Here is a 24,055-nt window from a genome sequence, read left to right as displayed (position 1 = left end):
AGGAAATTGTAAGATACTTTTTATAAATCTCATTTATAGGTGATTTCGTTCAATCTTAATTTTTAAAAGGAAAGAAAAATGAAAAATTTACTTACAGCATTTACATTAGGTGTGACTTTATTAGGTTGTTCAAACTTACCCATTAAAACCGATATTAAAGAAGACCATTTTAGACTCGAAAACTTTAAAAGAGAGCAGGGAGTAGATCTAGAATATGTCCACTTGATGTGCTTTAACAAAAAACCTACACAATGGGCTGAACCAAAGCAGTATATCAGTGGTGAGCATGATTTATGGGTAAAGGCGAGAGTTTCAAACCCTGATGTTTTAAATAGTCAAAAAGAAGCTTTTGTTAATTTTAACGTTAATTTAGATTCTGATAAAAGCTACATGCTAAATAGAAAAAGGGAAGGGGATAAAATATCAATCTGGATACAAGAAGTTGAAACCGGTACGGTTGTTTCGCAGGTTCTTACAGATGAGCTTAGTCGCCCTTTACAAATTGATAATGAGCTAAGAAAAAGACAATGTCGTTCTGGTTCAATATAAGCTGAGTAATCAAAGCTCTTAATATTTAGTATGTCGTTTATTCTTTGCTAAATATTTATTCAAAGACCTGTTTTAAATAAACAGGTCTTTGAATGTGATAGCTCAATTCTACCAACTATACGTTGCGCTTAACGTATATTGCTCACCTCGCCCTGGTGTACCAGGTATCTCTTCAAACGATTCACCCCATAAGTTATCTGCTGCTAAAGTAATAAATAAGTTTTTTAGCATTGGCGGCGTAATTTTTAACGTTAAATGAGTAAATAAAGCATCGTCGTCACTACCGCGCAGCGCATTTTCGTGCTGTTTGCGCCACTCGTTATCTATTCTAAACTGCAATATATCAGTAGGATTCCACACTGCGCCGAGTGTTAGGCGGTGATCAGGAAAGTTTAATGCGTAAAAACTAGCGTCAATATCTGCCGCACCGTAATTTTCTGATTTATGAAGGTAGGTGTAACTCGCTACAATTTCGGTTGTTTCAAAGTGTTTAGTTGCTAAGAACTCAATGCCCGTCGTATTTATATCTACAGGGTTTGCAAAGCGTGCAGAGCTTGAATCAAAATTAAACGTCCAATCGGTTAAGTTGTCATCTTTGCGATAAAAAATAGCCGAATTAAGTTGCCAAGTTTGCTCATCAACTAATAAACCTAGCTCTAGGCTTTTAGTCGTTTCGCGCTCAAGGGTGTAATTACTTCTAAATAACCCGCCTGAATCACTTCCGCCAATGGCGGTATAGCCTGCCACTTGGCTTGCCTCTGCGTACGATAAATAAAACGTGCGCTCAAAACCTTTGCTGTTTTGTGTATTAAGCGTTATATCACCAATAAGTGACAGTTCAGAGTCGTCTCTGTTTGTATCGTCAAACGCAGCACCTAAACGAAATGTAAGTTGTTTATTATCCTCAAGCGCCATTTTGTATTCAGGCAATACGCTTAATTTATAATACTTACGAGAGGTAAAGTTGTTTTCAAGCGTGGTAGATTCAATTGAGTCGTCAATAAACTGTGCTGAATAATTTACAGCAAATACATCGCTTTGAGCATGATGCCCCGATAGCGCTAACGACTTAACTTCACTTTTGTGAAAAGCTTCAAAAGCGCTTGGATTTTCGCGAGAGTAAATATAATGATCGTCGTGTGTGCGGTAATAAGCCGACACTTCAAAGTTACTATCCTGCGCATAACTTTGCTTATGGTTTAGCATTAATAAGCGGGTTTCTAGCTCTTCTGTTTCGTTAACGCCAAATGGTGTGTACAAATTTGGCCAGCCAAAAAACTTATCTTGTGAGCCAAAAAACAAATCTGTTTGAGAATCAGCGCCAGCTAATTGAACGCGACCCGATGCACGCGTAAAGTCGTGATCGCCGTTATCAATAGTGCCATCGCTTTGTGAGTGAGAAATCTCACCTTCAAAACCAAGCTTCCAATCCTTTGCGCCTTCAAGGGGCATACTTACAGCTGCATGTAAGCTTTGTAAGTTAAAATCGTTTGTGCCAGTACCTACCGATACACTGCCGCCCGTGCTAATTGGTTTCCAGCCAAACGATACAGTGCCTACAGAGCTATTAGCACCATTAAGTGCATTGTCTGCGCCTGTTAAAATATAAGGGCCGGTAAGCATTTGCGGTGCAATAGGAATTTCAGCAAAGTAATGACCAGACTGTGGGTCAAGTAAAGTAGCACTGCCAACCCTAAAGCCGGTATTTTCAAAAATACCACCACGTATAGTTACATCGGCTTGCGCTTCAGCCATATTACGTGATTGCAAATCAACACGTGGGTCATACTCTAAATTAGATACTGGAGAGTCAAATGTACCTACAGGTAATGTGTTTGCAGTGGGCGATGCCTCAACCGTTATTTTCTCGATTGCCGGTGATGCTTCAGTTTTATCAGTTACAGCTTCGCCGTAGGCAAAACTGCTCGCGCTGCATAGCAGTGCAGGGAGTATAAAGTGCGGTGACCATTTCATGTTGTGTGTCTCATTTTTTTATATGCAATTACGGTAACAATTAAATTCAGAACACACTTTTAAGGCGTGATAAAATAATTCAATTAAACAACTGCGATTTTGGCGCGATTGTACATTAATTCATTAAAAACTGCATTTGATTATCATTTGTAAAGTTAATGCATCTAACAAACTTGGTCACATTTATTATGAATATAAAACAGCAAGATACTATTTACTTTGCAGGTGGCTGCCTGTGGGGCGTGCAAGAGTTTTTAAAGCACTTACCTGGTGTAATAAGTACTGAAGCAGGGCGGGCTAATGGAAAAAACGATAATACACAAGGAGAATACGACGGTTATGCTGAGTGTGTAAAAGTAATATTTAGTACAAAAGAGGTTAGCTTAAACGAGCTGTTTGGCTTCTTTTTTGAGATTATTGATCCGTATAGCGTTAACAAACAAGGGGATGACGTAGGCCCTAAATATCGCACTGCCATTTATAGCAAAAGCCAAGATCATTTAAAGGTCGCTAGCAATTATATAAGCCAGCGAAGTGATGCAGATAAAATTGTGGTAGGGGTAGAGCTGCTAACTAACTACGTGCCAAGCGATCCTGAGCATCAAGACCGCTTAACTAATCATCCTGATGATTACTGCCACATACCGCTTGAGTTACTGCATAAGTATAAATCGTAACTTAGAGTAGTGTAAGCGCACAAAGATAAGTAATTAGAAGCTATCGCTTCTCGCGCAAGCAAGCTTAGCGCCTACAGGTAAAGTTTAATCTGGTATTTTGTAGACGTGCAGTTTGCTGACGTGACGAGCGCAGCTCGTAATTTAAGATGGAATATAGCGCTATAAAGTAATTAGAAGCTGTCGCTTCTCGCGCAAGCAAGCTTAGCGCCTACAGGTAAAGTTTAATCCGGTGTTTATTTTGTAGACGTGCAGCTTGCTGACGTGACGGGCGTAGCTCGTAATTACTTTATTTTAAAAGTCCCAAAAACAAACAGACACAAAAAAGCTCACGTACTGTGAGCTTTTTTAAAACTTACTTATAGCTAATTTTAACTTACTGCTGCTTTTGTGGCGGGAAGTTACTTAAAATTTCGCTCACTGTATTATTAATTGATGCTTCACGTTGTTCTGGCGATTGATTTTTCTTTAATCGACCTTCTTTTGCGCCGCGCCATACTAGCTGGTTAGATTCACGATCCACAATATCAATAATCAACGTACCCACTTCGTATTCACGTGCGGTTGTATCACGTTGAAAACCAGTACCCCAATAACCCCAATGCGGGCGGTAGTTTACATTAAATGTATCTACTTCAAGCTCTTTGTCTACCGATGCATGATAGTTAACAAGTACATCAGCTTGCGCTGCATCAACTAAGCTCATACCTAATGTTTGGCTCAGCTCTGCGTTAACGGCAGTGCGAACACGCTTTTCCATTAGGCCATTAATTTGATAGTTATTTGTGTCTTTAGTTAGGCTGGCATTTTCTACCCAAGCAAATGTTTTAAAATTACTAAAGTTAGCTGATTTATCGTAATCCCAATCTGGGGTTTGTGTACAGGCTGTAAGTAGTGCTAGCGCTGCAACAATAAGTATGTTTTTCATTACGTTTGCTCCAATAAAATGCATTAATTTAAAATAACACACATAGTTTAAATGTGTATTATTTAAACGTCCTAAATATTAGTCCAATCACTTTGGCTAATGTTCAACTTCAATCCAATCTTTTTCATCTACCCAGTTTTGTGCACCGTCTTTTACTGAACGAATAGGCACAATGTAGTCACAACTTATTTGTGGCTTAACTGAGGCAAATATAGGCACAAAACCAAAGCTTAGTGCGGTTTCTATAATTGCTTTTTGATTTTGTGGGTCAATGTCGGCCGCTTCATCTATATAAATTGGTATACGGTATAGGTTTTGTTCTTGGTCACTTAATAAGTAACGGATAAACAACATGCCACACAATAACTTAATCGTAATTCGTGTGCCGTTTGAACCCGCCGAATCTATTTTTTCAAAGTGCTCTGTTTCACCTGCACGGTTAACCACTTCAAATCGAATATCAAATAAATCGGTAAGTGTTAAGCCCGCTTTATCTGAGGCGAGTTTAATTAAGTGATCTTTCGCTTCGTTTACTGCGCTTTCGCTGTACGGTTCTTGGCTAAGTAAATCAAGCGTGTCACCTTGCTCAAACTGATGCGACGTGCTGATAATGGTATCTATACTATCAACCAGCATTTTGCGCGGTATGACGTTAATTTTAAATGCTTGCAGGTTTGAAATACGGTGCTGGCTTATGCCTTTATTAAAGCTGTTCATTTCGCGGCGAAGTCGGTCTAAATCTTCTCGTAAGCCTTTAATGGTCGCAGCCACTTCGGTAAGCGCAACGCGAGCTTGGCGCTCAACAGCGTCGCGTTCGTTATCAATATTATGAAAGGCGCTTATTAGCTTTTGGTATTTAGTGTATTCGTCATTTTCGTTATCGAATTTAGTAATACCCGCGTTATATACATGCAAATAGGTGTTGCGCACGTTTATGTCAAAATTACGCAGCTCTTGGCAGTCTTTATTAAAGTGATGAACAAGATCGCTTAAGTTATCAAAGTCGACCGTAATATCAATCATGTACGGGGTCACTTTGCCGCTGTATAAATCAAGCGTGTGGTCAATTCGCTCGCTTTTAACTTGGCGTAAGCGCTCAGTTTGGCGATTAATTTGCTCTTGTTTCGATTTAATTAACGAGCGACGATCGGCAATTGAGCCACTATTTTTTTGAATATCTTGCAAGTAGTCGTCAACTTGTTCACGCTCAGCTAATAATTGCTCTTTTAGCGTGGCTTGCGCTTCAACCGACTGTTGCATTATATCAAACTGCTCTAAGCGTTTTAGGGCGCTCTCAGCGCTCATAAGCTCATCGTATAGCGCGTCTTTTTCTTTTTGCTTGTCGGCAACGTTTGCTGCAACATCGCGTTGTTGCTTAAACTCTTTAAGTGAATGCTCAAGTGCACTGAGCTGAGCGGTTAATTGCTCTTTGTTTTCGCCGCTTTGCATTTGCACAGGCGAGAGCTTTTTAAGCTTAATGCTCGCACCTGGTAGCGTTAGTACGCCGCCTTTAACGTTTTCACTTAATAGCGATAAAAATTCCCCAAACGCATCTTCGTCATCAATGGTTATATCGCCATTAGTGGTGGTTGCAAACGAGAGAATATCTGGGTTTAAAATCCGCGATATTTCTTCTACTTCTTTTAACGAGAGGTCTTCGCGCATGCGGGTAAACAAATTAAACTCAAGGTTTTTAAGTTGCAGCTTTAAGCTCTTAATTTGTTTTTGTGTTTCGCTAATGCGATAGTCAAGCGTATGTAGGCTTTGCCCTTGTGCGCTGGTTATAGAGTGTGAAAGCGACTCGTAATCTTGTTTTAATTGAGTCAGGCTGGTTTTAAGCGTGGCTTTATTTACCAGTTCAAACTCGCTTTTAAGCGCATCGTAATCTAAAAACCACTGCTCAATTTGTGTTTGTCTGCGCTCTATATCACGCGATTGCTGTACGTATAGGCTTTGTTTTTGCTCAAACTCGTGTTTTTCGTGCTCTATATCTTCAAGGGCTATGGCAAGCTCAGAGAGTTGCGACTCTTGATAGGTATCAAAATCAATCAGTGCTTGGTCAATTTTAGGCGCATACGCGGCTAATTTACCTTTAAGCACGGTTTGGTTTTCAAGCATTGATTCAAGCGCGGCTATTGGCTCTTGCATTGACTCAAGGGCTTTTAATTCGCGTTTTGAGCGATTTACTTTATCAAACGAGCGACGCCATACTTCATAAAAATCGACCTTAGAGTTCGACATATGGCGTTCAAACACGCGTAGCATAAAGCGTTTTACGTCGCTTGCGCCTAATTTGTGTAAGTTAAGAATACGTCTAAATATTTCTTTATAAATAGAAGAGTCTTGCACATTATTAAGCGGGATCATTTTTAGGTTAATGTCGCCGTCAAAAGGCGTTGCGCCGCCAGTAAGTAGCGCGTTGAGCTCTTGTGCTTTAAGCTCAATAGGGTTGTAGTTAAGCGATTTTAAATGGTTGAACAGCTTGGTAAATTTAATAATAGTTTTACCTTGCGTGTACTGCTCTAAATCAAGCTTTCCTTGATAACAAAAGTACTGATGCGCGTAACCGGCAATTTTACCAAGTCCCGCAACGCCTATTACTACCGAGCCATGAGGCAAGTTAGCTTCTAGTAAAATGTACGACTGATCGGATGAAAAATAAAACTTACGGGTTTCATCTAAATCGTGTCCGTCCCATTCTGTTAAGCGTAAATCGTTAATAAGTGGAAACTGCAGGGCGTTAATAACCGAGCTTTTACCTGTGTTATTTGGCGCGCAAATAGAGCTGCTTTTATCAAGCGGGATCACACATTTTGCATAGCCTGCGGTGTTAAGTAGGGCGAGTTTACTTAGTCCGTATAGATTTTTCATTCCTCGTCCTCTGTAATATAGGTTTCTTCGTTTACTTCCATGAGTGCATCTATGTAGCGGTGAATTGGCGCTTGTAGCATAAAGCCGCCTTCTACTTCACGGGCTAAACCTAAGCGCACCATGCGCAGGTAAACGTCTTTGCGCAAATCAGATCCCGAAAATATCTCAAGCTGATCAAACAAATGTTTGTTAATTTGCACCAGCGTTTGCATAAGCTCTAAATCGTTTACGTCGTCAAACAATGCGCGCATTGGGTCTTTACCCGTATTGGCGTAGTGCTCAATTAAAATGTAAATAGTGAGCGCGATAGCGCGAGATATTTTGCCCATATTGGGTGTGCTTTCGTCGCTACCAAAATAATAAAAGCCACGGCTGTCGCGTTTTAAATTGTTACCTAAAGCGGTAAATAGGGCGGTGTAGTCTTCTATGTGTTGGTCAAGCTCTTGCCACATTACGTTGTCTTGCTCGCAAATGTGATAACCCGCTACTAATTTTTTATTAATGGCTTGTAGGTGGGTTAGCTCGTCTAAGTTTATGTGTGTCATGGTTTATTTACCTGCCTTTGAATCTGGCTGAGGCTCTGAATTAAATGGATATAAAGAAAAGTGCTGACCGGCAATTTTTACGCGGGCTTTTTCATCGCTTTGAATTATTTTAATATCGCTGTCGCTGACTAATTTTTGATACAAAAATAGCATTTCGTCGGCATCGAGATTTGGGTAGCTTTCGTCTAAAAATTGCAGCAAGGGCTGAGCCTTTTTGCGTTTTTTATTAAAGCGCTTAGCAAAGCTGGTTTTAACATCGTTGTAGTCAGGAATATTAGGCGTAACAAATGCAGGCACGTCTTGTTGATCTGGCAATTGGTATTCTTCGTGTTCAAATTCAACCAAGCTTGCCATGTAAGCCACAATATGGCGCTGCTGACCAAGCGAATATCGCTGCGCGTCGCTCACAAAATGTGGCTGCACAGCACTTAGCATGTTGTCTACGCCATTTTTGCGCACAAGCCCAAGTACTTTGGCTGCTTGGCGAGTAATTAAGTTATTACGGCGTAACTCTTCGCGCAGCGGCATAAGCATATCGGCACTTTTACGTAAGCTTTCTCTACCCACTAAATGCATTTCGAGTATACGGGTACGTAATTGCTCCAGCATACGTTTGTCGTTGTACGCTTTACCTGAGCGCTCAATGTGCAGTATTTGCTTACTTATTTGCTCTTCAATGAGGGTAAAACACGCATGAAATTCACCGCGAATATCAACCATTTCAAGCATGGGCTCTATGTATTCGTCAAACGCTTCTATTACTGCTTTGTAACGCTTTTGCAGCGATTGCACCGCATTATTAGATTTAGCTTGTTCAACAATATTTAAAATAGCGTTTTCGTTGTGTGCGTATAGCTTCATTATTTTACGCACCCGATCATCCATAATGCGGCTGTAGCGGCGTAAATCGTCAAAGTCTTCTATTTCGCCAGCGTTATCTAGGCGATTACCTAAACGTGCCAGGTCGTCGACTAATACGCTAATTTCTTGCGCTAAGCCTAAATGCTCTTCTTGCAGTAAAAACGTAGCAAAATCGGCAATGGCACGATTTATTTCAAGCTGAGAAGATTTAGCCAGTGGAATTAAAATATCTTGGTTTAACAAACGATTTGTTTCTTTATAAATGCGTTCGTTTGACCACGTAGGCTGCTTTTGCTTAATCGCGTTTTGTACGTCTTTTAGGCTAAAGTCAGCCATTTTAAAACGTTTAAATAATAGCTCTAATACACCCCAATGTTCGGTTATGGTGTTTAGCAGCTTTTTAGCTGGGATCATAAGAGGTTACAACATCCTAGTATTTTATTATTGAGTTCTTTTAGAAGACTCATTATTACGTATTTTTAATTAACCTTGTCTGTATATAGTATTCGTTTTTAAGACCATTTAATAATAGTTTTTGCATAGAGGCAGTGCTAAAATTCGCGCCGAAAATAGGCACATGAAATGGAATGTTATTTGTGTGTTCTTTAAAACTATATCAAAGGTTGTTTAACTACCATGGTTTCCTCGATTATTCTAACCCTGATAGCGATTGCATTTTTACTGATCGTTATAGAAGATATAATCCATGTCAATAAAGCTAAAACCACGCTGTTTTTTGGTACGCTTTGCTGGATTCTTCTTTTTATATACCCTCTACACGGGCAAAGCCCCGATACGATTCAACACCTTTTAAATGAAAATATTTTAGAAATTGCCTCGTTATGGCTGTTTTTAATGGCTGCGATGACCTTTGTAGCGTATTTAAATTCAAAGGGGTTTATAGAAAACATTGTTCACCGCGTTATGCCAAAAAGTATTAGCGAAAAAAAGCTCATGTTTTTGGTGGGTGGTTTTGCATTTTTGTTTTCGTCGATTTCAGACAACGTAACAGCTACGCTTATATCGCTCGCGGTTGTTATGTCGTTAAAACTTGAACCTAAAAAACTCATTAAATACGCCACGCTTATTGTATTTGGGGTTAACTCAGGTGGGGTATCGCTAATAACAGGTGACGTAACCACATTGATGATATTTTTAGATGGCAAAGTAACCATTGCTCATTTATTACTACTTATAGCGCCAGCACTTGCAAGTGTTATGCTGCTAGCCGCGTTACTGTCTATCGGTATGAAAGGGCGTGTTGAGTTTGCTGGTGCAGGTAAAACCCGCATCGAAAAAACCGACATTACCATTGCTGTTATATTCTTATCTACCGTAGTGAGCACACTTATGCTGAGTGTAGTTTACAGCGTACCGCCTTTATTAACCTTCTTGTTTGGCTTGTCAGTGATGTTTTTAGTGGCGCAATTTTTAATGCGCAAAAAAGACATAAACAAAGACATAATCGATTTTGTTCGCGATATAGAATACGACACATTATTGTTTTTTGTAGGTGTACTTTTACTTGTAGGCGCACTTAAAGAAATTGGTATGTTGAGTAAATTTACCGACCTATATACGGTAATGGCACCTGAATACGCAAACTACTTAATGGGCATATTATCAGCAGGGGTCGATAACGTACCGCTTACCGCTGCATTATTAAAAGCCGATATAGTAATGAGCCAACAACATTGGTTGTCGTTTACTTATGCAACGGGCGTGGGCGGTTCAATGCTTATCATTGGGTCGGCTGCGGGCATTATTGCCATGAGCAAAGTTAAAGCACTTACCTTTATGAGCTACTTGCGTTTATCGCTGCATTTATTAATTTGTTACACGGTTGGATATGCGGGCTCGTATTACATGGGCAGTTTTATTTAACTCATAAATTATTAAATGCTTGACAGCTAGACGTCTAAACGATAACTTTCAAAGCCCCGCTACTTAGTGGGGTTTTGTTTTATTAGCCACTGGTTAATAAAGCATTCAGAAGAGGTGCGATACTTAGGTACTTAATGTTAGGCGACGAAAGCCGATGATCATTAAGGAGGGAAGTACTCGCCGAGGAAAATAATGATACGTCGTCATTGTTTTTCGGTTTATGGGGCTGAATCCTCAAAACTGTCACCAATATAGGTGGAGAGCTTCTGGCAGTGGACTTATCTTCAAGCATTCCTTTGCCAAGTTCTTCTTGTTTTATTGCGATTTGGATATCGCGAAAGGAGACTAAATGACTACCCAATCAGCGCCACAAACAGTGCCTAAAACAGAGTTAAGCGCAAAATCAGATTACATCGTTGCCAAATTTGGCGGAACCAGTGTTGCAAACTTTGAAGCGATGAGTCGCTGTAGCGAAATTATTGTTGCAGATAAAAGCGTACGTATTGTTGCCGTGAGCGCTAGTGCCGGCGTAACTAACCACTTAGTTGCACTGTGCAAACCAAGTATTACCTCAAGTGAGCGCCAAGAGCATATAAACGGTGTGCTTGCTATTCAACAAACTATTTTAGATGAGTTATCGCTAGATGCCGATTTAGCGGTTGGCTTTAACGAAACCCTAAAAGCATTTCAAACATTGGCTCAAGAGTCACTAACAACCGATCAGCAACACGACGAGCTACTTAGCTTTGGTGAGCGTTTGTCGTCGTATTTGTTTGCACAAGTGCTGCGTTTACAAGGTTTAAACGCCGATCGCTTTGATGTGCGCAAGGTGCTTAAAACCGACAGCCAATTTGGTAAAGCAACGCCTAATGTTGCAGCCACAGCGCAAGCCGCTAAAGAACATTTAATCCCGTTATTAGACGCTCAAGTAATTGTGACTCAGGGCTTTATTGGCAGTGACGAATACGGTCAAACCACAACGCTTGGACGTGGTGGTTCTGACTACAGTGCTGCATTATTAGCTGAAGCAATTAACGCTAAAAGCGTGCATATTTGGACCGACGTAGTGGGTATTTTTAGCACCGACCCGCGTTTGTGCTCAAAAGCGACGCCTATTGCACGTTTAAGTTTTGACGAAGCCGCTGAAATGGCAACCTTTGGCGCAAAAGTATTACATCCAGCGACTATTTTACCAGCGAGCCGTAGCCACATTAATGTGTTTGTAGGTTCTAGCCGAGAGCCTGAGCGTGGCGGTACGTGGATTGAGCGCGAAAAATCGCAGCAACCAGGTATACGCGCAGTAACACAACGTAAAAACCAAATTTTGCTTACGCTTAAAAGCCCAGAAATGCTACTAGCAAGCGGCTTTTTAGCACGCGTATTTACACTATTAAGTGAATACAATATATCGGTAGATTTGGTAACCACATCAGAAATCAGCGTAGCTATAACCCTTGATAACGCGCAGAACGCCTCGCGCCCAGAGCTTGATCAAGAATGCCTAGATAAGCTTGCAGAGTTTTGCCATGTTTCGGTAGAAAACAACCTAACATTGGTGGCACTTATTGGCTCTGAGATTCAATTACGCCAACACGAAATGAACTTAATGAGTGTACTAAAAGACTTTAACATTCGATTAATTTGTCACGGTGCAAGTAAGCACAACCTGTGCTTTTTAGTAGAGCAAACTGAGTCAGATAACGTAGTACAGTCTATTCATAGCCGTTTACTAGAAAATGATTTTGCTGCGTAAGTAATCGTTATTCAGGAAAATCACCTAGTAAAGTTACCTAGTAAAATTAACTAGTAAAGTTACTTAACAAAATTACTTAACAAAATCAGTTAATAAAAAGCATCGCCAGTCGATGCTTTTTTTATGCACCACACTCACATCAAAACAAACATTGCTGTCACTGCTATCAACTACAGTAACGCGATTACTGCAAGCACTCAGCTTTGCACTATGTAATTCGTCAAACACATTGGGGCTAAGTAATTTTGCAATAGGGCGGCTGGTGGCTTTAGCAAGTGACTCTTTTAATGTCCAAATTCTAAAAAACGTATCTGCTTGGGCTTGGGTATTAGTAGGCTCAGTGATAAGTGTAATTTCATCATTATGATAAAAATGCTTAGCGAGCTTTTCAAACGGGCGCTTTAGGCTTACTTTTTCAATATCAAAACCAAACTCACTTTTATCAAGATTTAGCGCGACCCCAACTAAACCATGCGAGTGCGAAATACAGGTATTTATAACATCACCACTCACATGTATTTGCAGCTTTGAGCTTGCCTCGTCAAATTCGGTACTCATTTTATTAAGCGCCACGTGCGCATGTTGCGGCTGCGCTACTTTAATAAGGTGTTTTAACAATAACCGCGTCGCTAAATACTCTTGCTTAGCTGGCGGGCTTTTACGGCGGTTTATAATGGTTAACTCAAATGGGCTTAAGCAATCGGGCAAATTAAAGTCACTAAGCTCAAGTGTTTTAGCATTAAATAATAAAATACTGTTACTCGCTAAAGACAAATTTGCCAATTGAGTTGAAGTAATACTCAAGGCGTTTTTAAAATAGTGTTCAGTCATAAAAGCCCTAAAGCAAAAGAAGTCGCTGATATTGTGAGCGGTTAACGCCACTAATAAAGGCTGGGTACAATTTTATTACTCAGCTGGCATGAAATATGGTTTAATTCACAATAATCAAAATAATAACAGATTTGTAGATGTATGGCACAAGTGCGTGATGGGTTTCAAAGCCGACTTGGTTTTGTTTTAGCCGCTGCTGGCGCAGCAGTGGGTTTGGGTAATATTTGGGGTTTTCCTACGCAAGCGGCCAACCATGGCGGCGGTGCTTTTTTACTGGTTTATTTTATTGTTATATTTTTACTTGCGCTACCTGCGCTGTATACCGAACTTTATTTAGGTCACAAAGCACAAGCTAATCCTGTAAAAGCATTGGGCGATGCATGGCAAAACACTAACCGTAAGGTTGGTGCTGCGGCAGGTTATATAGGCCTTGCGGGCGCAGTTGTTATGCTAAGTTTTTACTCAATAGTAGCAGGGTGGATGCTCTCGTACGCTATTGAACCTATAACAACCTTTTTTGGGTTTACAGGCGCAAGCGAGTTTTTACATAGCGACTCAGTGCTGCGTAATTTTGTATTTACGCCGCTTATGCTTATTTTAACTGCCAGTATTATTTTAAAAGGTGTTAAATCGGGAATCGAAACCTGGTCGCGCCGTTTAATGCCACTGTTACTTGTGCTGCTTGTTGGTTTAATTGCCTACATTGCAACACTCGATGGCGCAAGCGAAGGTTTTGCTGCGTATTTAATTCCTGATTTTAGCCAAATACTCGACCCTAATTTAATTATTGCTGCAATGGGGCAAGCGTTCTTTTCGCTCTCTTTAGGTGTGGGTTGTATGATGATTTACGGCTCGTATTTACAGCCAGATGCTAATTTACCAAAGCTCACAGCCGGTGTTGCACTACTTGATACTGGCGTTGCTTTTTTAGCGGGGTTACTTATTATTCCTGCTATTTATGTGGCGCAGCACAACGGTGTTGAAGTATTTAGTGGTGGTAAACTGATTGGGGAAGGGCAGCTTATTTTTGCTATTTTACCTGAGCTATTTAGCACCATGGGCGAAATTGGCTTATTAGTTGGTTTATTATTTTTTGTATTAATGTCTATCGCATCGGTTACGTCAACTATATCGACGACTGAAATTCCGGTAGCGTTTTTAGTCGAAAACCACAAGGTTAGCCGCACCAAAGCAACATGGGCGGTAAGCGCCGTTGTTCTTGTGTGTGCAAGCGCGATTATATTAAATTTTGATTGGTTATTTGGTTTGGTAATTATGCTATTTACTCAATACCAATTACCGCTTATGGGTTTATTTTACTTTATTACAGTAGGGTGGATGTGGCAGCGTGGTAACAAATTACATCAAGCAACAACAGGCGTACATTACTGGTTTGCTCAGTATATTCGTTTTGTTTGCCCAGTATTAATGACCTTAGTATTTGCAAACGTTGCCTTTGGTTAAGCTCTATTTAAAGTAAATTTTTAAACAAAAAAGCGAAGAGACTAACTTCGCTTTTTTTGTGCCTATTATTTAGGTAAAGCTAAGGTATTTATAAAACCTCATTAGTCAGAGGTTTACCTTCATTTACTTCAAGCGCGTTAAGTAGGGTTGTGTTTGCTATTTCGGTGAGTGCTTCTTGGGTAAAAAAGCCCTGATGGCCTGTTACTAAAACATTTTTAAAGCTCACTAAGCGCGAAAATATATCGTCTTGATTTATTTCGTCGCTGTGGTTTTTAAAAAACAGCTCCGACTCTTGCTCGTAAACGTCGAGCCCTAAATACCCTAGTTTTTTAGTTTTAAGCGCACTAATACATGCGCTACTATCAAGTAATGCACCACGAGAGGTGTTAATAAGCATAACGCCGGTTTTCATTTTGCTAAATGCCTCGTCATTTATTAAATGATGAGTTTGCTCCGTTAAAGGGCAATGCAAAGAAATCACATCGCTTTGGCTAAGTAAGGTGTCTATATCGGTAATTGTATAATTGCCAGGTTGTGCGTAGGGGTCGCACACTAATACATTAGCGCCAAAGCCATTTAAAATGTTACACAGCGCAAGGCCAATTTTACCGCAACCTACAATACCCACGGTTTTATTGTGCAAGTTAAAACCAAGCAATCCATTTAAATCAAAATTGTCTTCGCGTACGCGGTTATACGCTTTATGTGTTTTACGGCTAAGCGTTAGCATAAGTGCAATACAATGCTCGGCTACGGCCTCAGGGCTGTAAGCAGGAACACGTAATACTTTAATTTTATGTGCTTTTGCTGCAGGTAAATCAACATTATTAAATCCTGCACAACGTAGCAAAATAGTATTTATGCCTTGGCTTGCCAATTGTTCAATAACAGTGGCGTTTACAGTGTCGTTAACAAATACGCATATGGCATCAAACCCGTTTGTTAAAATGGCCGTTTGTTCGCTCAGGGCTTGCTCAAAATACGTTATTTTTATATCACGGTGATCGCGTGTACTTTGTTCAAAAAAAGGCAGTTCGTACTTTTGAGTACTAAAAAAAGCAATGTTCATGGTAATAGCCTCGACGCTTAAGGAGTATTATTTATTACTAATACAATAAACTACTTTATAAACCTGTGCTTTAGTAACACGCATTTTATTGATTTAAATTAAGCCCTAATTTATGCCTTAGCCGACGTAAACAAAGGTATTTTTGACGATACTTTTTTACCACCTCTAGCAGCGCTTAACTTTGCGGCTTGCAGTAGGTTGCTTTCTATTACTTGTTTAAGTGTTTCGGGCTTAGTACGTGGTGCATAGCGTGCAACAAGTTGCCCTTGTGAGTTAATTAAAAACTTAGTGAAATTCCACTTAATTGCACGATTTTGCGAAATACCCCGCGTATGCGATTTTAAATAATTAAACAACGGGTGTGTTTCTGGCCCATTTACCATTACCTTGCCAAATACCTCAAACGAGATATTAAATTGATCTTGGTAAAAGTCTTTTATGGCTAAATTATCAAGCGGCTCATTTTGGCCAAACTGGTTACAGGGAAACGCAAGTACAGTAAAACCATTGCTTTTGTATTGCTGATAGAGCTTTTCGAGCGCGTTTAATTGCACCGAAAAATTACACTTACTCGCTGTATTAACAATAAGAACGGTTTTGCCCTGTAACTGGCTAAGAGGAAAATTTTCGCTGTTAAAAAGTGGTGCATTAAATTGATAAATACTGTCCATAGGTTACCTACTTACCTTTCCCGTTGAGGAAATTTTATAAAGACTTTCATTCGCTTTTTTATCGACCGGTTGACATAATCGAGGTCTAGTTTCTAAGTTATCAGTTAAATAGGTCATTTTTATGTCAATGAAAGTCGCATTTATAGGTTTAGGCGTAATGGGTTACCCAATGGCGGGGCATTTAGCAAAAGCAGGATACAGCGTATGCGTTTATAACCGCACTCAAGCTAAAGCACAAGCGTGGACTGCAGAACATTCAGGAAGCTTTGCACCAACCCCGCGCGAAGCTGCCAATAATGCCGACATCGTATTTATGTGTGTTGGTAACGATGACGACTTACGCTCAGTAGTGTATGGCGACGACGGCGTGTTAGCGGGCATGTTGCCGCACACTATTTTGGTTGATCACACCACAACCTCTGCCGAAGTAGCACGCGAAGTGGCTGCAAAAGCGGCTCTGCAAAATATCGACTTTATTGATGCGCCTGTATCGGGCGGACAAGCTGGCGCCGAAAACGGCGTATTAACGGTTATGGCGGGTGGCAGCGAAGCCGTATTTGCTAAAGTGCAGCCAGTTATAGGGGCGTTTAGTCGTTTTAGCCAACTGTTAGGCGGCGTTGGCTCGGGACAACTTTGTAAAATGGTTAATCAAATTTGTATTGCTGGTGTAGTGCAAGGTTTAGCCGAAGGCTTACATTTTGCCAAGCAAGCTGGGCTTGATGGTGAAAAAGTTATAGAAACCATTTCTAAAGGTGCAGCCGGTTCGTGGCAAATGGAAAACCGCTACAAAACAATGTGGGCGGGTGAATATGAGTTTGGTTTTGCCGTAGATTGGATGCGTAAAGATTTAGGCATTGCACTCGATGAAGCTAAAAACAACGGCGCAACACTGCCAATGACCGCAACGGTCGATCAATACTACGCCGATGTACAAGCACTTGGCGGCGGCAGATACGACACCTCAAGTTTACTAGCACGCATTGAAGCACTGCATAAAAAGTAACGTTTAAGTTGGGTATGTCGATGTAGACGCGAAGCTTGCTTGCGTGACGGGCAAAGCCCGTAAAGTGATTTATCACAAAGAGGTTATGAGGCGCTGCGCTTTTAGAGGAAGTAATAGATCTAAAAAACTATTGTTTTTATGTTTCTCATTTACTCCTCATTCGCTTCTCTTTGTGAAATAGTATTTTATTTAAGTAATTAAAAGCTGTGCTTTTCACGTGAGCAAGCTCAACGTCTACCCCAAAGTATAGATTTGTGGTTGTTTCGTAGACGCGAAGCTTGCTTGCGTGACGGGCAAAGCCCATAAAGTAATTTATTCACAAAGAGGTTATGAGGCGCTGCGCTTTTAGAGGCTGTGATAAGTCTAAAACGGTTGTTGTTTTTATGTATTCTCATTTACTTCTCATGCTCTTCTCTTTGTGAATAGTGTTTTATTTAAGTAATTAAAAGCGGTGCTTTTCACGTGAGCAAGCTCACCATCTACCGTCAAAGTGTAGATATCAGTTTTACTTTGTAGACGCGAAGCTTGCTTGCGTGACGGGCAAAGCCCGTAAAAGTGACTTATTCACAAAGAGGTTATGAGGCGCTGCGCTTTTAGAGGAAGTAATAGATAAAAAAGATTGTTGTTGGTCTTTATATTTTCTCATTTACTCCTCTTGCTCTTCTCTTTGTGAATAGTGTTTTATTTAAGCAATTAAAAGCTGCGCTTTTCACGTGAGCAAGCTCTACGTCTACCCCACAGTATAGATTTGTGGTTGTTTCGTAGACGCGAAGCTTGCTTGCGTGACGGGCAAAGCCCGTAAAGTGATTTATTCACAAAGAGGACATGAGGCGCTGCGCTTTTAGAGGAAGTAATAGATCTAAAAAAGATTGTTTTTTATGTCTTCTCATTTACTCCTCATTCGCTTCTCTTTGTGAAATAGATTTTGCTTTGTTTGAAGTGGTACAGATATTTATAAACAAAAACGCGACGCTTTATTGCTAAAGCGTCGCGTTTTTAATGCGTTATACAAACCAAATTACATGCTTTGTGCGTAGTTATACAGTGCCTTTAAAATTGTAAGATTTTTTTCGCTGTCGTCATGTTCATGCGCTAGGTTTTCAAGGGTGATCATAAAATCTTGCGCATTAATCGACGGTTGATCTTCCCCGTGCATTAACTTGTTTTGGCAATACTGGCGCCATTGGTCAAGCTCTTGCTGGTTTAGCGTTTCAGGCCAGTTACGGGCGCGGTATCTAAACAACAATGTATTAAACTTTTTATCTTCAAAGTCTAACTTCAATCCAGCCAATTCATCTGGTTTTGCATCACGAATAATCGCAAACTTAGCTTTATCGGCATGGCTTGTAAACCCATCGTAAAGTAAGTAGTCAACGTTAGTGGTTGCGCTGTAATCGCCTTGCTCGTTAAACACTTCGGTTACTTTATCGCGAAGGTCGGTATTGGCTTTTAAAATAGCTAAGTTAGCTAAGCACTGCTCGCGATCAATCCCAAGGCGAGCGGCGTTTTCAGGCAATAATGTTTTAGCTGGGGCTAAAATAGGGCACTTGTTTAAATGCACTAGTTTTAAGCCAACAGGTAATTCACCCTCGGCTAAATCTACACGTTTGGTGTATAAGCGTTTGCGTAACTCTTCTACGTTTAAATCAATGAGTACTTGCGGGTTTTGAGTTAAATCAAAACAAATAACCGCGTTTTTATTTACCGGATGAAAGCTCATTGGTGCAACCCAGCTTGTACAGCCTTGTGTTGCAGGTATGCGCGATGTGGTATGCACCAGCGGCGTCATGTTAAATACATCAACCAATTCAGCAAGGGCTTTTTTATTACGCAAACCAAAAAAGAAGTTATACAGCTTTGGTTGTTTTTCTTTTATTAGTTTAGCCAATGCAATAGTGGCGGTTACATCGCTTAGTGCATCATGCGCAGCGGTGTGTTCAATACCATTAGCTACGGTTAAATGCTCTAGCTTAAAGCTTGGGCTGCCGTCTTCTTTTAACGGCCATTCAATCCCTTCAGGGCGCAGCGCGTAACAAGCACGTACTAAATCAATAATATCCCATCGGCTGTTATTGTTTTTGTATTCGCGCTCGTATGGGTCGTAAAAATTACGGTAAAAGCTATAACGGCTTACTTCGTCATCAAACCGAATGCTGTTGTAACCGGCAACACAGGTGTTTGGCACACTAAACTCAGCATGAATTTTTGCTATAAACTCAGCCTCAACCAAGCCTTTTTTCATCGCTACTTGTGGCGTAATACCCGTAATTAAACACGCCTCAGGGTGAGGCAAGTAATCCGCTTGCGGCTTACAATATTCAATAAGCGGCTCGCCAATAATATTTAAATCAAGATCGGTACGAACACCCGCAAACTGGCTCGGCTTATCCTTTTGAGGGCTCGCCCCCCAAGTCTCGTAGTCGTGCCAATAGATTGTCGCTTGATTCTCTTGATAGCTTTCATTATTCATTCTATGTCTTAGCCCTTTATATTTGCGGGTTATTAGCGCTGCTCAGTTTCTTTTTGTATTTTTGAGTTTCTTGTAATTGACGCATTGTGTGTATAGTATTGTGTATAAATTTTTTGCTAACTGTGTATAAAAAATTAAATGGCAATCAGTGACACCAAATTAAGAAAGCTGCTAGGTAAAAATCAAATACCGTGCGTATTATCGCATAGAGATAGTTTAAGTGTAAGGGTATCAGCTAAGGGCACCATCACTTGGCAATACCGTTGTCGTGTTGATGCTAAGCAGGTAATTATTACACTAGGCCGCTATCCTGGGCTAAGCATAAAAGAAGCACAAGATTACATACCATTGTTTCAAAATTGGTTGAGTCAGGGTAAAGACCCACGCCTAGAACTTAAGTTTATGCGTAACAATGCCAAGGGCTTGCCCACAATGTCAGAAGTTGCTGCAAAGTGGTTAGATAAAAAAGTACCCGATCTAAAAGAAAAAACGCAAACTTTATACACAAACCAAGTCAGCAAATGGATTGTACCAATCCTTAATGATAAAAATATGCCGCTTGATTTAATGACCATCAAAGATTGGATAACCTACTTTGATGACGTAAAAAAATTAGGCAGTGCTAAAACAGCCGGCACTATATTAGTGCGTATTAAATCAATTATTGGTTGGGCTGAAAAACGCGGCGAAGTTAAGCCGTTTAACCCAGTACTAACACTCAACGTAAATGATATTGGTGAGCAAGCATCAGTTGGCCAACGAGTTATGCGCTTTGATGAAATTGCAAAGCTTTGGATACAAATAGAAAGCTCAAAAGCCACACCAGCAACTAAAGCATGCCTTCAGCTAATTTATATAACAGGGGCAAGGCAATCAGAAGTTCGTTTAGCCAAGTGGGAGCATTTTGACTTTGACAACAATATTTGGACAGTACCACCCGAAAATTCAAAAACAAATAAAGCAATCCGTCGCCCAATATCAACTAAGATGAAAAGTATATTAGATAAGCTTGCTATGGTATACGGCCGTCAAGGTTATTTAATACCTGGCGGTAATCCACACAAACCAATGACCACCCACAGCATCAACCGTTACTGCTGCCGAATGTGGGATCACCTGTTTGAAAAATACAAAATGCCTAAGTTCCTACCGCACGACGCTCGCCGTTCAATATCAACATTACTAAGCGAAAATGGTATAGCACCTCACGTAACAGAAAAAATGCTCGGCCACACAATGCGCGGAGTAATGGCCGTATACAACAAACACGATTGGATAAAAGAGCAAGCAGAAGGGTACGAGTTATATTGCCAGCTGATACATAAAGCGATAGAAAATGAGCTTGTTAAAAATTAGCCAATAGCTGCTAATATAAACTGTTGTACAGTAGTTTTGATTTAAAACATTTTAGGGGAACAGAGTGCTAATTAAGCTTGAAAATATAAAAGAATATAATGGTTTTAAATTGCAGAGTCCTGTTAATTTAGATGAAAAAATAGTTGTTTTAACAGGAAGAAATGGATCAGGGAAAACACGCTTATTAGAAGGAATTCAAAATAATTCTATCTCATTTTATTTAAAAGACTCTTTGCTTGAACGACAAGATATTAGATTGGTAGCACAATCAAGTTTGATACAGCCACAGGCATCTGGGTATTATACGTACAGTAGTCAGCAGAATCAGCTTATAGCAACGCTTCAATACTATCACCAGATTAAGAGTGATTTTGATACCCTTACTAACACTAAAACGCCAAGTCATCATGGAAGAATGATGGGTGGTAGAGGAGAAGAAATAGGCTTAGATTACCAATCCATATTAAAACTTGCGACTTCGATTGGAAGAAAATTAGGTAAGCGAGCATCAGAACTGACCGAAGACGAGCTTATTCTGTATTATGAAGAACCATCTCTCAATGTTCTTGGAACCCAGAATGTATCTACTATTGCCAATCAATATATAAAGCGTCGAAACCAAAATGAGCAGAATGAATATTTCCACAAAGTAAAAAGTAGAAATGTTAAGTTCTTTTCTGAAGAGGAGTTTATAAAGCAGTTTGGTGATAAACCTTGGGTACTTCTCAATCGTATATTAGATGATACATTTGACGGTAAATTTCAGTTTTCAATTCCTGATGAGAATTCACAAAGCTATTCTTATCAAGCCGAGCTACTTCAAGGGCAAGAAGAAACACCAGTTAAAGTTGAGCACCTATCTTCTGGAGAAAAAACTTTATTATGGTTAGCGCTGACTTTATTTAATAGCCAATACTATGATTCTGATATGGCAAATGCTCCAAAGGTGCTTATGCTCGATGAGCCTGACGCTTTTTTGCACCCCAAAATGGTGGAGAAAATGTATGAGGTATTTAAATCATTTAATAAAAATTTTGATTCAGTCATTCTTATTACAACACATTCACCAACAACCGTAGCGCTAGCACCAAGTGATAATGTTTATTTAGTTGATGATAATTATATACAAAATATTGATAAAGATACTGCTGTTACAGAGCTTCTTGACGGAGTTACTCAAATTGCAATAGACCCCAAAAACCGTAGGCAGGTTTATGTTGAAAGTAATTTTGATGCAGATTTCTATACGATTATTTTTAATGAATTAAAATTACTTGGTAAAGTCGATCCATCTATATCTTTAAACTTTATTCCGTCTGGAGCAAAGGTTCCTGAAGAGACCCTTAAAAACAAATTAAGGCAGATACTTGATATTACTGATGATGCTCTCGTAAATAGTTTTGTTAATGCTATCAACGGCGAAGGGGACTGTGTGAAAGTTGTTGCTAGTGTTGAGTCATTGAGTTCCGATGGAGCTACAAATGTTAGAGGAATTATCGATTATGATAACAAGCATAATAAAAGACCAGAAAATGTAAAAACCTTAGCGAATAATTATGCTTATGCAATCGAAAACCTATCACTTGACCCAATAAATGTAATACATTTACTACATGACACTGGTAAAACTGAGTATTCACTTGAAAGCATCTGTGGTGAAAAAGTTTCTTTTAATGATTGGTTAGAAAATGATGCTCTTTTGCAGATATCTGTAGATTGGTTTATAGCTAAAGTTCTTGGCCGAGAGTCAAAGAAAGACATTGATTTAAAATATATTTCTGGACTTGTATTGAAAACAGACAGTGAATATCTTTTGTATGATGGGCACCCACTCGAAAATAAGGTTGTTAGTATATTTCCTGACCTAAGGAAGTCTTTTATAAATAATAATCAAAGTACTTTAAAAGTAACTATAGCTAAAAAATCAATGTGCAAAATTAAAGGAAGCTTCATTCCGCAATCGTTCTTAGATGTAATTCTTGAAGTTCAAAAATAAGAACGCAACTAATGAAACAAAAAGCCCACATTAGCGGGCTTTTGGGTATTTAAATTGTTGGGCTATGGCCCTGTAAATTCACTTGATTTCATAACAACCTCCAAAGATTTAACGGTGTCGCACTAATGTCGCACCAAATAAGGCTTGTATTGAGTATATGACAACAGATCATAACTATCAATATTAATTAAATACTAATTAAATACTAATTAAATACTAATCAGGTAGTTTCCAGCTTTCAAAATGGACAATAATTTTTTCACCCGGGGTGCAAGAGCCTACTTTAAAATTATGTGAGCGGCCAGGTTGAATTTGAAAAGATACATCAGCATCATTAGGTATGCCCACCCGGAAATCTATAGCGTATTGTGTTTCATTGTGAAGCGTCACATCTTGGCTTTCGGTATAACGTGGTGGTGTAAACCTTAAAGATTCTTTAATAGGTTGCCAAAGCCATGCTGACGTTTGATAACTTACAACTTCACCAGGTGATAATTTTAATGAAAATGTTTCCGAAAATTCAGGGCTCGATGTTGTTATAGGATAAGCACCACTAAGAATATGTTGGTTTTTACTAGGATCTTCAAGATTAGATAAGATCGATATATCGTTCACTTCACCTATTAAGTCTCCATCTACTTTTACTGGGTCAGACTTAACACCAAATGACATTGAATCAGTTGCATAATGATGGTTGTTATGGATATTTTTTATAATACAGTTAGTTCTCGACATCACCTTAACAGTTTCATTTTCTTCAGAAATCTCTTTAATCGTAATAATTCGGCTAGTAACAGGGCTAATACACGCTAAAGCCGAAACCTTACTCGCCAGAAACCTTCCTAAAGTTGAGTCCGCGTCAGCATCAGGAAAAATGTACTCTATTTTAGTTGCTAATTTCTCTTCTTCTGGCCTCTTAATTGAAATGATAGTGATGGCTAAACCCACTACGGTAAAGAAAATTAGGCTATCTAAAGCTGATGCAGCATAAGAAATAGAAAAATTAGATGGTTTCCATTGGATTCCATTAATATGGTTCATTATCGAAGGGCAAAGAGTTCTAGTGTAAATGAGCCACCCTAGTACCCACAGAAGATAAACACCCGCAGATAGACATAATATTTTCCAATACCGTTTAAAAAAACTATTCATAACA

The 24,055-nt window shown here is 39.6% G+C and carries 18 protein-coding genes and 1 riboswitch; of the genes, 8 read left to right on the top strand and 10 right to left on the bottom strand.

The genetic code is table 11. The features are described 5' to 3' along the window. The first annotated feature begins 78 nt into the window (after positions 1-78). Positions 79-549, top strand: coding sequence for a hypothetical protein (locus CXF76_RS11710; RefSeq protein ID WP_101163748.1), 471 nt, complete (start codon positions 79-81; stop codon positions 547-549). Between the two features lie 108 nt (positions 550-657). Here the strand turns inward: CXF76_RS11710 and CXF76_RS11705 are convergent, their stop codons facing one another. Continuing rightward, positions 658-2,523 (bottom strand): TonB-dependent receptor plug domain-containing protein, encoded by a 1,866-nt coding sequence (locus CXF76_RS11705; RefSeq protein ID WP_101163747.1) that lies wholly within the window; start codon positions 2,521-2,523, stop codon positions 658-660. A gap of 188 nt (positions 2,524-2,711) precedes the next feature. On the opposite strand from CXF76_RS11705, the gene CXF76_RS11700 reads away from it, so the two are divergent. Then, the gene (locus CXF76_RS11700) at positions 2,712-3,200 is read left to right on the top strand and encodes a peptide-methionine (S)-S-oxide reductase (protein ID WP_024607556.1); all 489 of its coding nucleotides are present in this window, start codon (positions 2,712-2,714) and stop codon (positions 3,198-3,200) included. 373 nt (positions 3,201-3,573) lie between these two features. Here the strand turns inward: CXF76_RS11700 and CXF76_RS11695 are convergent, their stop codons facing one another. The 4 genes from CXF76_RS11695 to CXF76_RS11680 all read right to left on the bottom strand — a co-directional run bounded on the left by CXF76_RS11695 (position 3,574) and on the right by CXF76_RS11680 (position 8,816). Next, complete coding sequence (locus CXF76_RS11695; protein ID WP_101163746.1) at positions 3,574-4,125, bottom strand: DUF4136 domain-containing protein; 552 nt, start codon at positions 4,123-4,125, stop codon at positions 3,574-3,576. Between the two features lie 96 nt (positions 4,126-4,221). After that, positions 4,222-6,996: an ATPase gene (locus tag CXF76_RS11690; RefSeq protein ID WP_101163745.1), complete on the bottom strand. Its 2,775-nt coding sequence runs from the start codon at positions 6,994-6,996 to the stop codon at positions 4,222-4,224. Beyond that, a complete protein-coding gene (locus CXF76_RS11685; protein WP_101163744.1) occupies positions 6,993-7,541 on the bottom strand; it encodes a condensin complex protein MksE in 549 nt (182 codons plus the stop codon). Before CXF76_RS11685 ends, CXF76_RS11690 begins: the two co-directional genes overlap by 4 nt. Positions 7,542-7,544: 3 nt before the next feature. Continuing rightward, the gene (locus tag CXF76_RS11680) at positions 7,545-8,816 is read right to left on the bottom strand and encodes a hypothetical protein (protein WP_101163743.1); all 1,272 of its coding nucleotides are present in this window, start codon (positions 8,814-8,816) and stop codon (positions 7,545-7,547) included. A gap of 222 nt (positions 8,817-9,038) precedes the next feature. On the opposite strand from CXF76_RS11680, the gene nhaD reads away from it, so the two are divergent. Both nhaD and lysC read left to right on the top strand, forming a co-directional pair. After that, positions 9,039-10,286 (top strand): sodium:proton antiporter NhaD, encoded by a 1,248-nt coding sequence (gene nhaD, locus CXF76_RS11675; protein WP_007375803.1) that lies wholly within the window; start codon positions 9,039-9,041, stop codon positions 10,284-10,286. A gap of 101 nt (positions 10,287-10,387) precedes the next feature. After that, a riboswitch (Lysine riboswitch) is annotated at positions 10,388-10,560 on the top strand. Between the two features lie 75 nt (positions 10,561-10,635). Then, positions 10,636-12,039: a lysine-sensitive aspartokinase 3 gene (gene lysC / locus CXF76_RS11670; RefSeq protein WP_101163742.1), complete on the top strand. Its 1,404-nt coding sequence runs from the start codon at positions 10,636-10,638 to the stop codon at positions 12,037-12,039. Positions 12,040-12,111: 72 nt separating this feature from the next. Here lysC and CXF76_RS11665 read toward each other — a convergent pair whose 3' ends face one another. Then, a complete protein-coding gene (locus tag CXF76_RS11665) occupies positions 12,112-12,870 on the bottom strand; it encodes a 4'-phosphopantetheinyl transferase family protein (RefSeq protein WP_101163741.1) in 759 nt (252 codons plus the stop codon). Positions 12,871-13,011: 141 nt separating this feature from the next. Between CXF76_RS11665 and CXF76_RS11660 the strand changes: the two genes are divergently transcribed. Continuing rightward, entirely contained in the window at positions 13,012-14,334 is a 1,323-nt protein-coding gene (locus CXF76_RS11660) for a sodium-dependent transporter (RefSeq protein ID WP_010553436.1), read from the top strand. 88 nt (positions 14,335-14,422) lie between these two features. Here CXF76_RS11660 and CXF76_RS11655 read toward each other — a convergent pair whose 3' ends face one another. Together CXF76_RS11655 and CXF76_RS11650 are read right to left on the bottom strand one after the other, a co-directional pair. After that, the gene (locus CXF76_RS11655; RefSeq protein ID WP_101163740.1) at positions 14,423-15,403 is read right to left on the bottom strand and encodes a 2-hydroxyacid dehydrogenase; all 981 of its coding nucleotides are present in this window, start codon (positions 15,401-15,403) and stop codon (positions 14,423-14,425) included. Between the two features lie 110 nt (positions 15,404-15,513). Continuing rightward, positions 15,514-16,074, bottom strand: coding sequence for a glutathione peroxidase (locus CXF76_RS11650; protein WP_101163739.1), 561 nt, complete (start codon positions 16,072-16,074; stop codon positions 15,514-15,516). A gap of 121 nt (positions 16,075-16,195) precedes the next feature. Between CXF76_RS11650 and CXF76_RS11645 the strand changes: the two genes are divergently transcribed. After that, entirely contained in the window at positions 16,196-17,077 is an 882-nt protein-coding gene (locus CXF76_RS11645; protein WP_101163738.1) for an NAD(P)-dependent oxidoreductase, read from the top strand. 1,018 nt (positions 17,078-18,095) lie between these two features. On the opposite strand, the gene sbcB is transcribed toward CXF76_RS11645, so the two are convergent. After that, positions 18,096-19,547 carry an exodeoxyribonuclease I gene (gene sbcB / locus CXF76_RS11635; RefSeq protein WP_101163736.1) on the bottom strand — a complete coding sequence of 484 codons (1,452 nt, stop codon included), beginning with the start codon at positions 19,545-19,547 and terminating at the stop codon, positions 18,096-18,098. A gap of 138 nt (positions 19,548-19,685) precedes the next feature. Between sbcB and CXF76_RS11630 the strand changes: the two genes are divergently transcribed. Both CXF76_RS11630 and CXF76_RS11625 read left to right on the top strand, forming a co-directional pair. Then, positions 19,686-20,903 carry a tyrosine-type recombinase/integrase gene (locus CXF76_RS11630; RefSeq protein ID WP_101163735.1) on the top strand — a complete coding sequence of 406 codons (1,218 nt, stop codon included), beginning with the start codon at positions 19,686-19,688 and terminating at the stop codon, positions 20,901-20,903. Between the two features lie 64 nt (positions 20,904-20,967). Further along, positions 20,968-22,899 (top strand): ATP-binding protein, encoded by a 1,932-nt coding sequence (locus CXF76_RS11625; protein ID WP_101163734.1) that lies wholly within the window; start codon positions 20,968-20,970, stop codon positions 22,897-22,899. 216 nt (positions 22,900-23,115) lie between these two features. Here the strand turns inward: CXF76_RS11625 and CXF76_RS11620 are convergent, their stop codons facing one another. After that, a complete protein-coding gene (locus tag CXF76_RS11620; protein ID WP_157823349.1) occupies positions 23,116-24,051 on the bottom strand; it encodes a hypothetical protein in 936 nt (311 codons plus the stop codon). Positions 24,052-24,055: the final 4 nt, after the last annotated feature.

It is taken from the genome of Pseudoalteromonas sp. 78C3 (assembly GCF_002836695.1).
Classification (GTDB): domain Bacteria; phylum Pseudomonadota; class Gammaproteobacteria; order Enterobacterales; family Alteromonadaceae; genus Pseudoalteromonas; species Pseudoalteromonas arctica.
Note: the sequence above shows the minus strand (reverse complement) of the source record. Positions and strands in the feature narration are given on the sequence as shown.

Coding starts and splice junctions, on each gene's coding strand:
- CXF76_RS11710 (WP_101163748.1), top strand. CDS start 79: ATGAAAAATTTACTTACAGCATTTACATTAGGTGTGACTTTATTAGGT.
- CXF76_RS11705 (WP_101163747.1), bottom strand. CDS start 2,523: ATGAAATGGTCACCGCACTTTATACTCCCTGCACTGCTATGCAGCGCG.
- CXF76_RS11700 (WP_024607556.1), top strand. CDS start 2,712: ATGAATATAAAACAGCAAGATACTATTTACTTTGCAGGTGGCTGCCTG.
- CXF76_RS11695 (WP_101163746.1), bottom strand. CDS start 4,125: ATGAAAAACATACTTATTGTTGCAGCGCTAGCACTACTTACAGCCTGT.
- CXF76_RS11690 (WP_101163745.1), bottom strand. CDS start 6,996: ATGAAAAATCTATACGGACTAAGTAAACTCGCCCTACTTAACACCGCA.
- CXF76_RS11685 (WP_101163744.1), bottom strand. CDS start 7,541: ATGACACACATAAACTTAGACGAGCTAACCCACCTACAAGCCATTAAT.
- CXF76_RS11680 (WP_101163743.1), bottom strand. CDS start 8,816: ATGATCCCAGCTAAAAAGCTGCTAAACACCATAACCGAACATTGGGGT.
- nhaD (WP_007375803.1), top strand. CDS start 9,039: ATGGTTTCCTCGATTATTCTAACCCTGATAGCGATTGCATTTTTACTG.
- lysC (WP_101163742.1), top strand. CDS start 10,636: ATGACTACCCAATCAGCGCCACAAACAGTGCCTAAAACAGAGTTAAGC.
- CXF76_RS11665 (WP_101163741.1), bottom strand. CDS start 12,870: ATGACTGAACACTATTTTAAAAACGCCTTGAGTATTACTTCAACTCAA.
- CXF76_RS11660 (WP_010553436.1), top strand. CDS start 13,012: ATGGCACAAGTGCGTGATGGGTTTCAAAGCCGACTTGGTTTTGTTTTA.
- CXF76_RS11655 (WP_101163740.1), bottom strand. CDS start 15,403: ATGAACATTGCTTTTTTTAGTACTCAAAAGTACGAACTGCCTTTTTTT.
- CXF76_RS11650 (WP_101163739.1), bottom strand. CDS start 16,074: ATGGACAGTATTTATCAATTTAATGCACCACTTTTTAACAGCGAAAAT.
- CXF76_RS11645 (WP_101163738.1), top strand. CDS start 16,196: ATGTCAATGAAAGTCGCATTTATAGGTTTAGGCGTAATGGGTTACCCA.
- sbcB (WP_101163736.1), bottom strand. CDS start 19,547: ATGAATAATGAAAGCTATCAAGAGAATCAAGCGACAATCTATTGGCAC.
- CXF76_RS11630 (WP_101163735.1), top strand. CDS start 19,686: ATGGCAATCAGTGACACCAAATTAAGAAAGCTGCTAGGTAAAAATCAA.
- CXF76_RS11620 (WP_157823349.1), bottom strand. CDS start 24,051: ATGAATAGTTTTTTTAAACGGTATTGGAAAATATTATGTCTATCTGCG.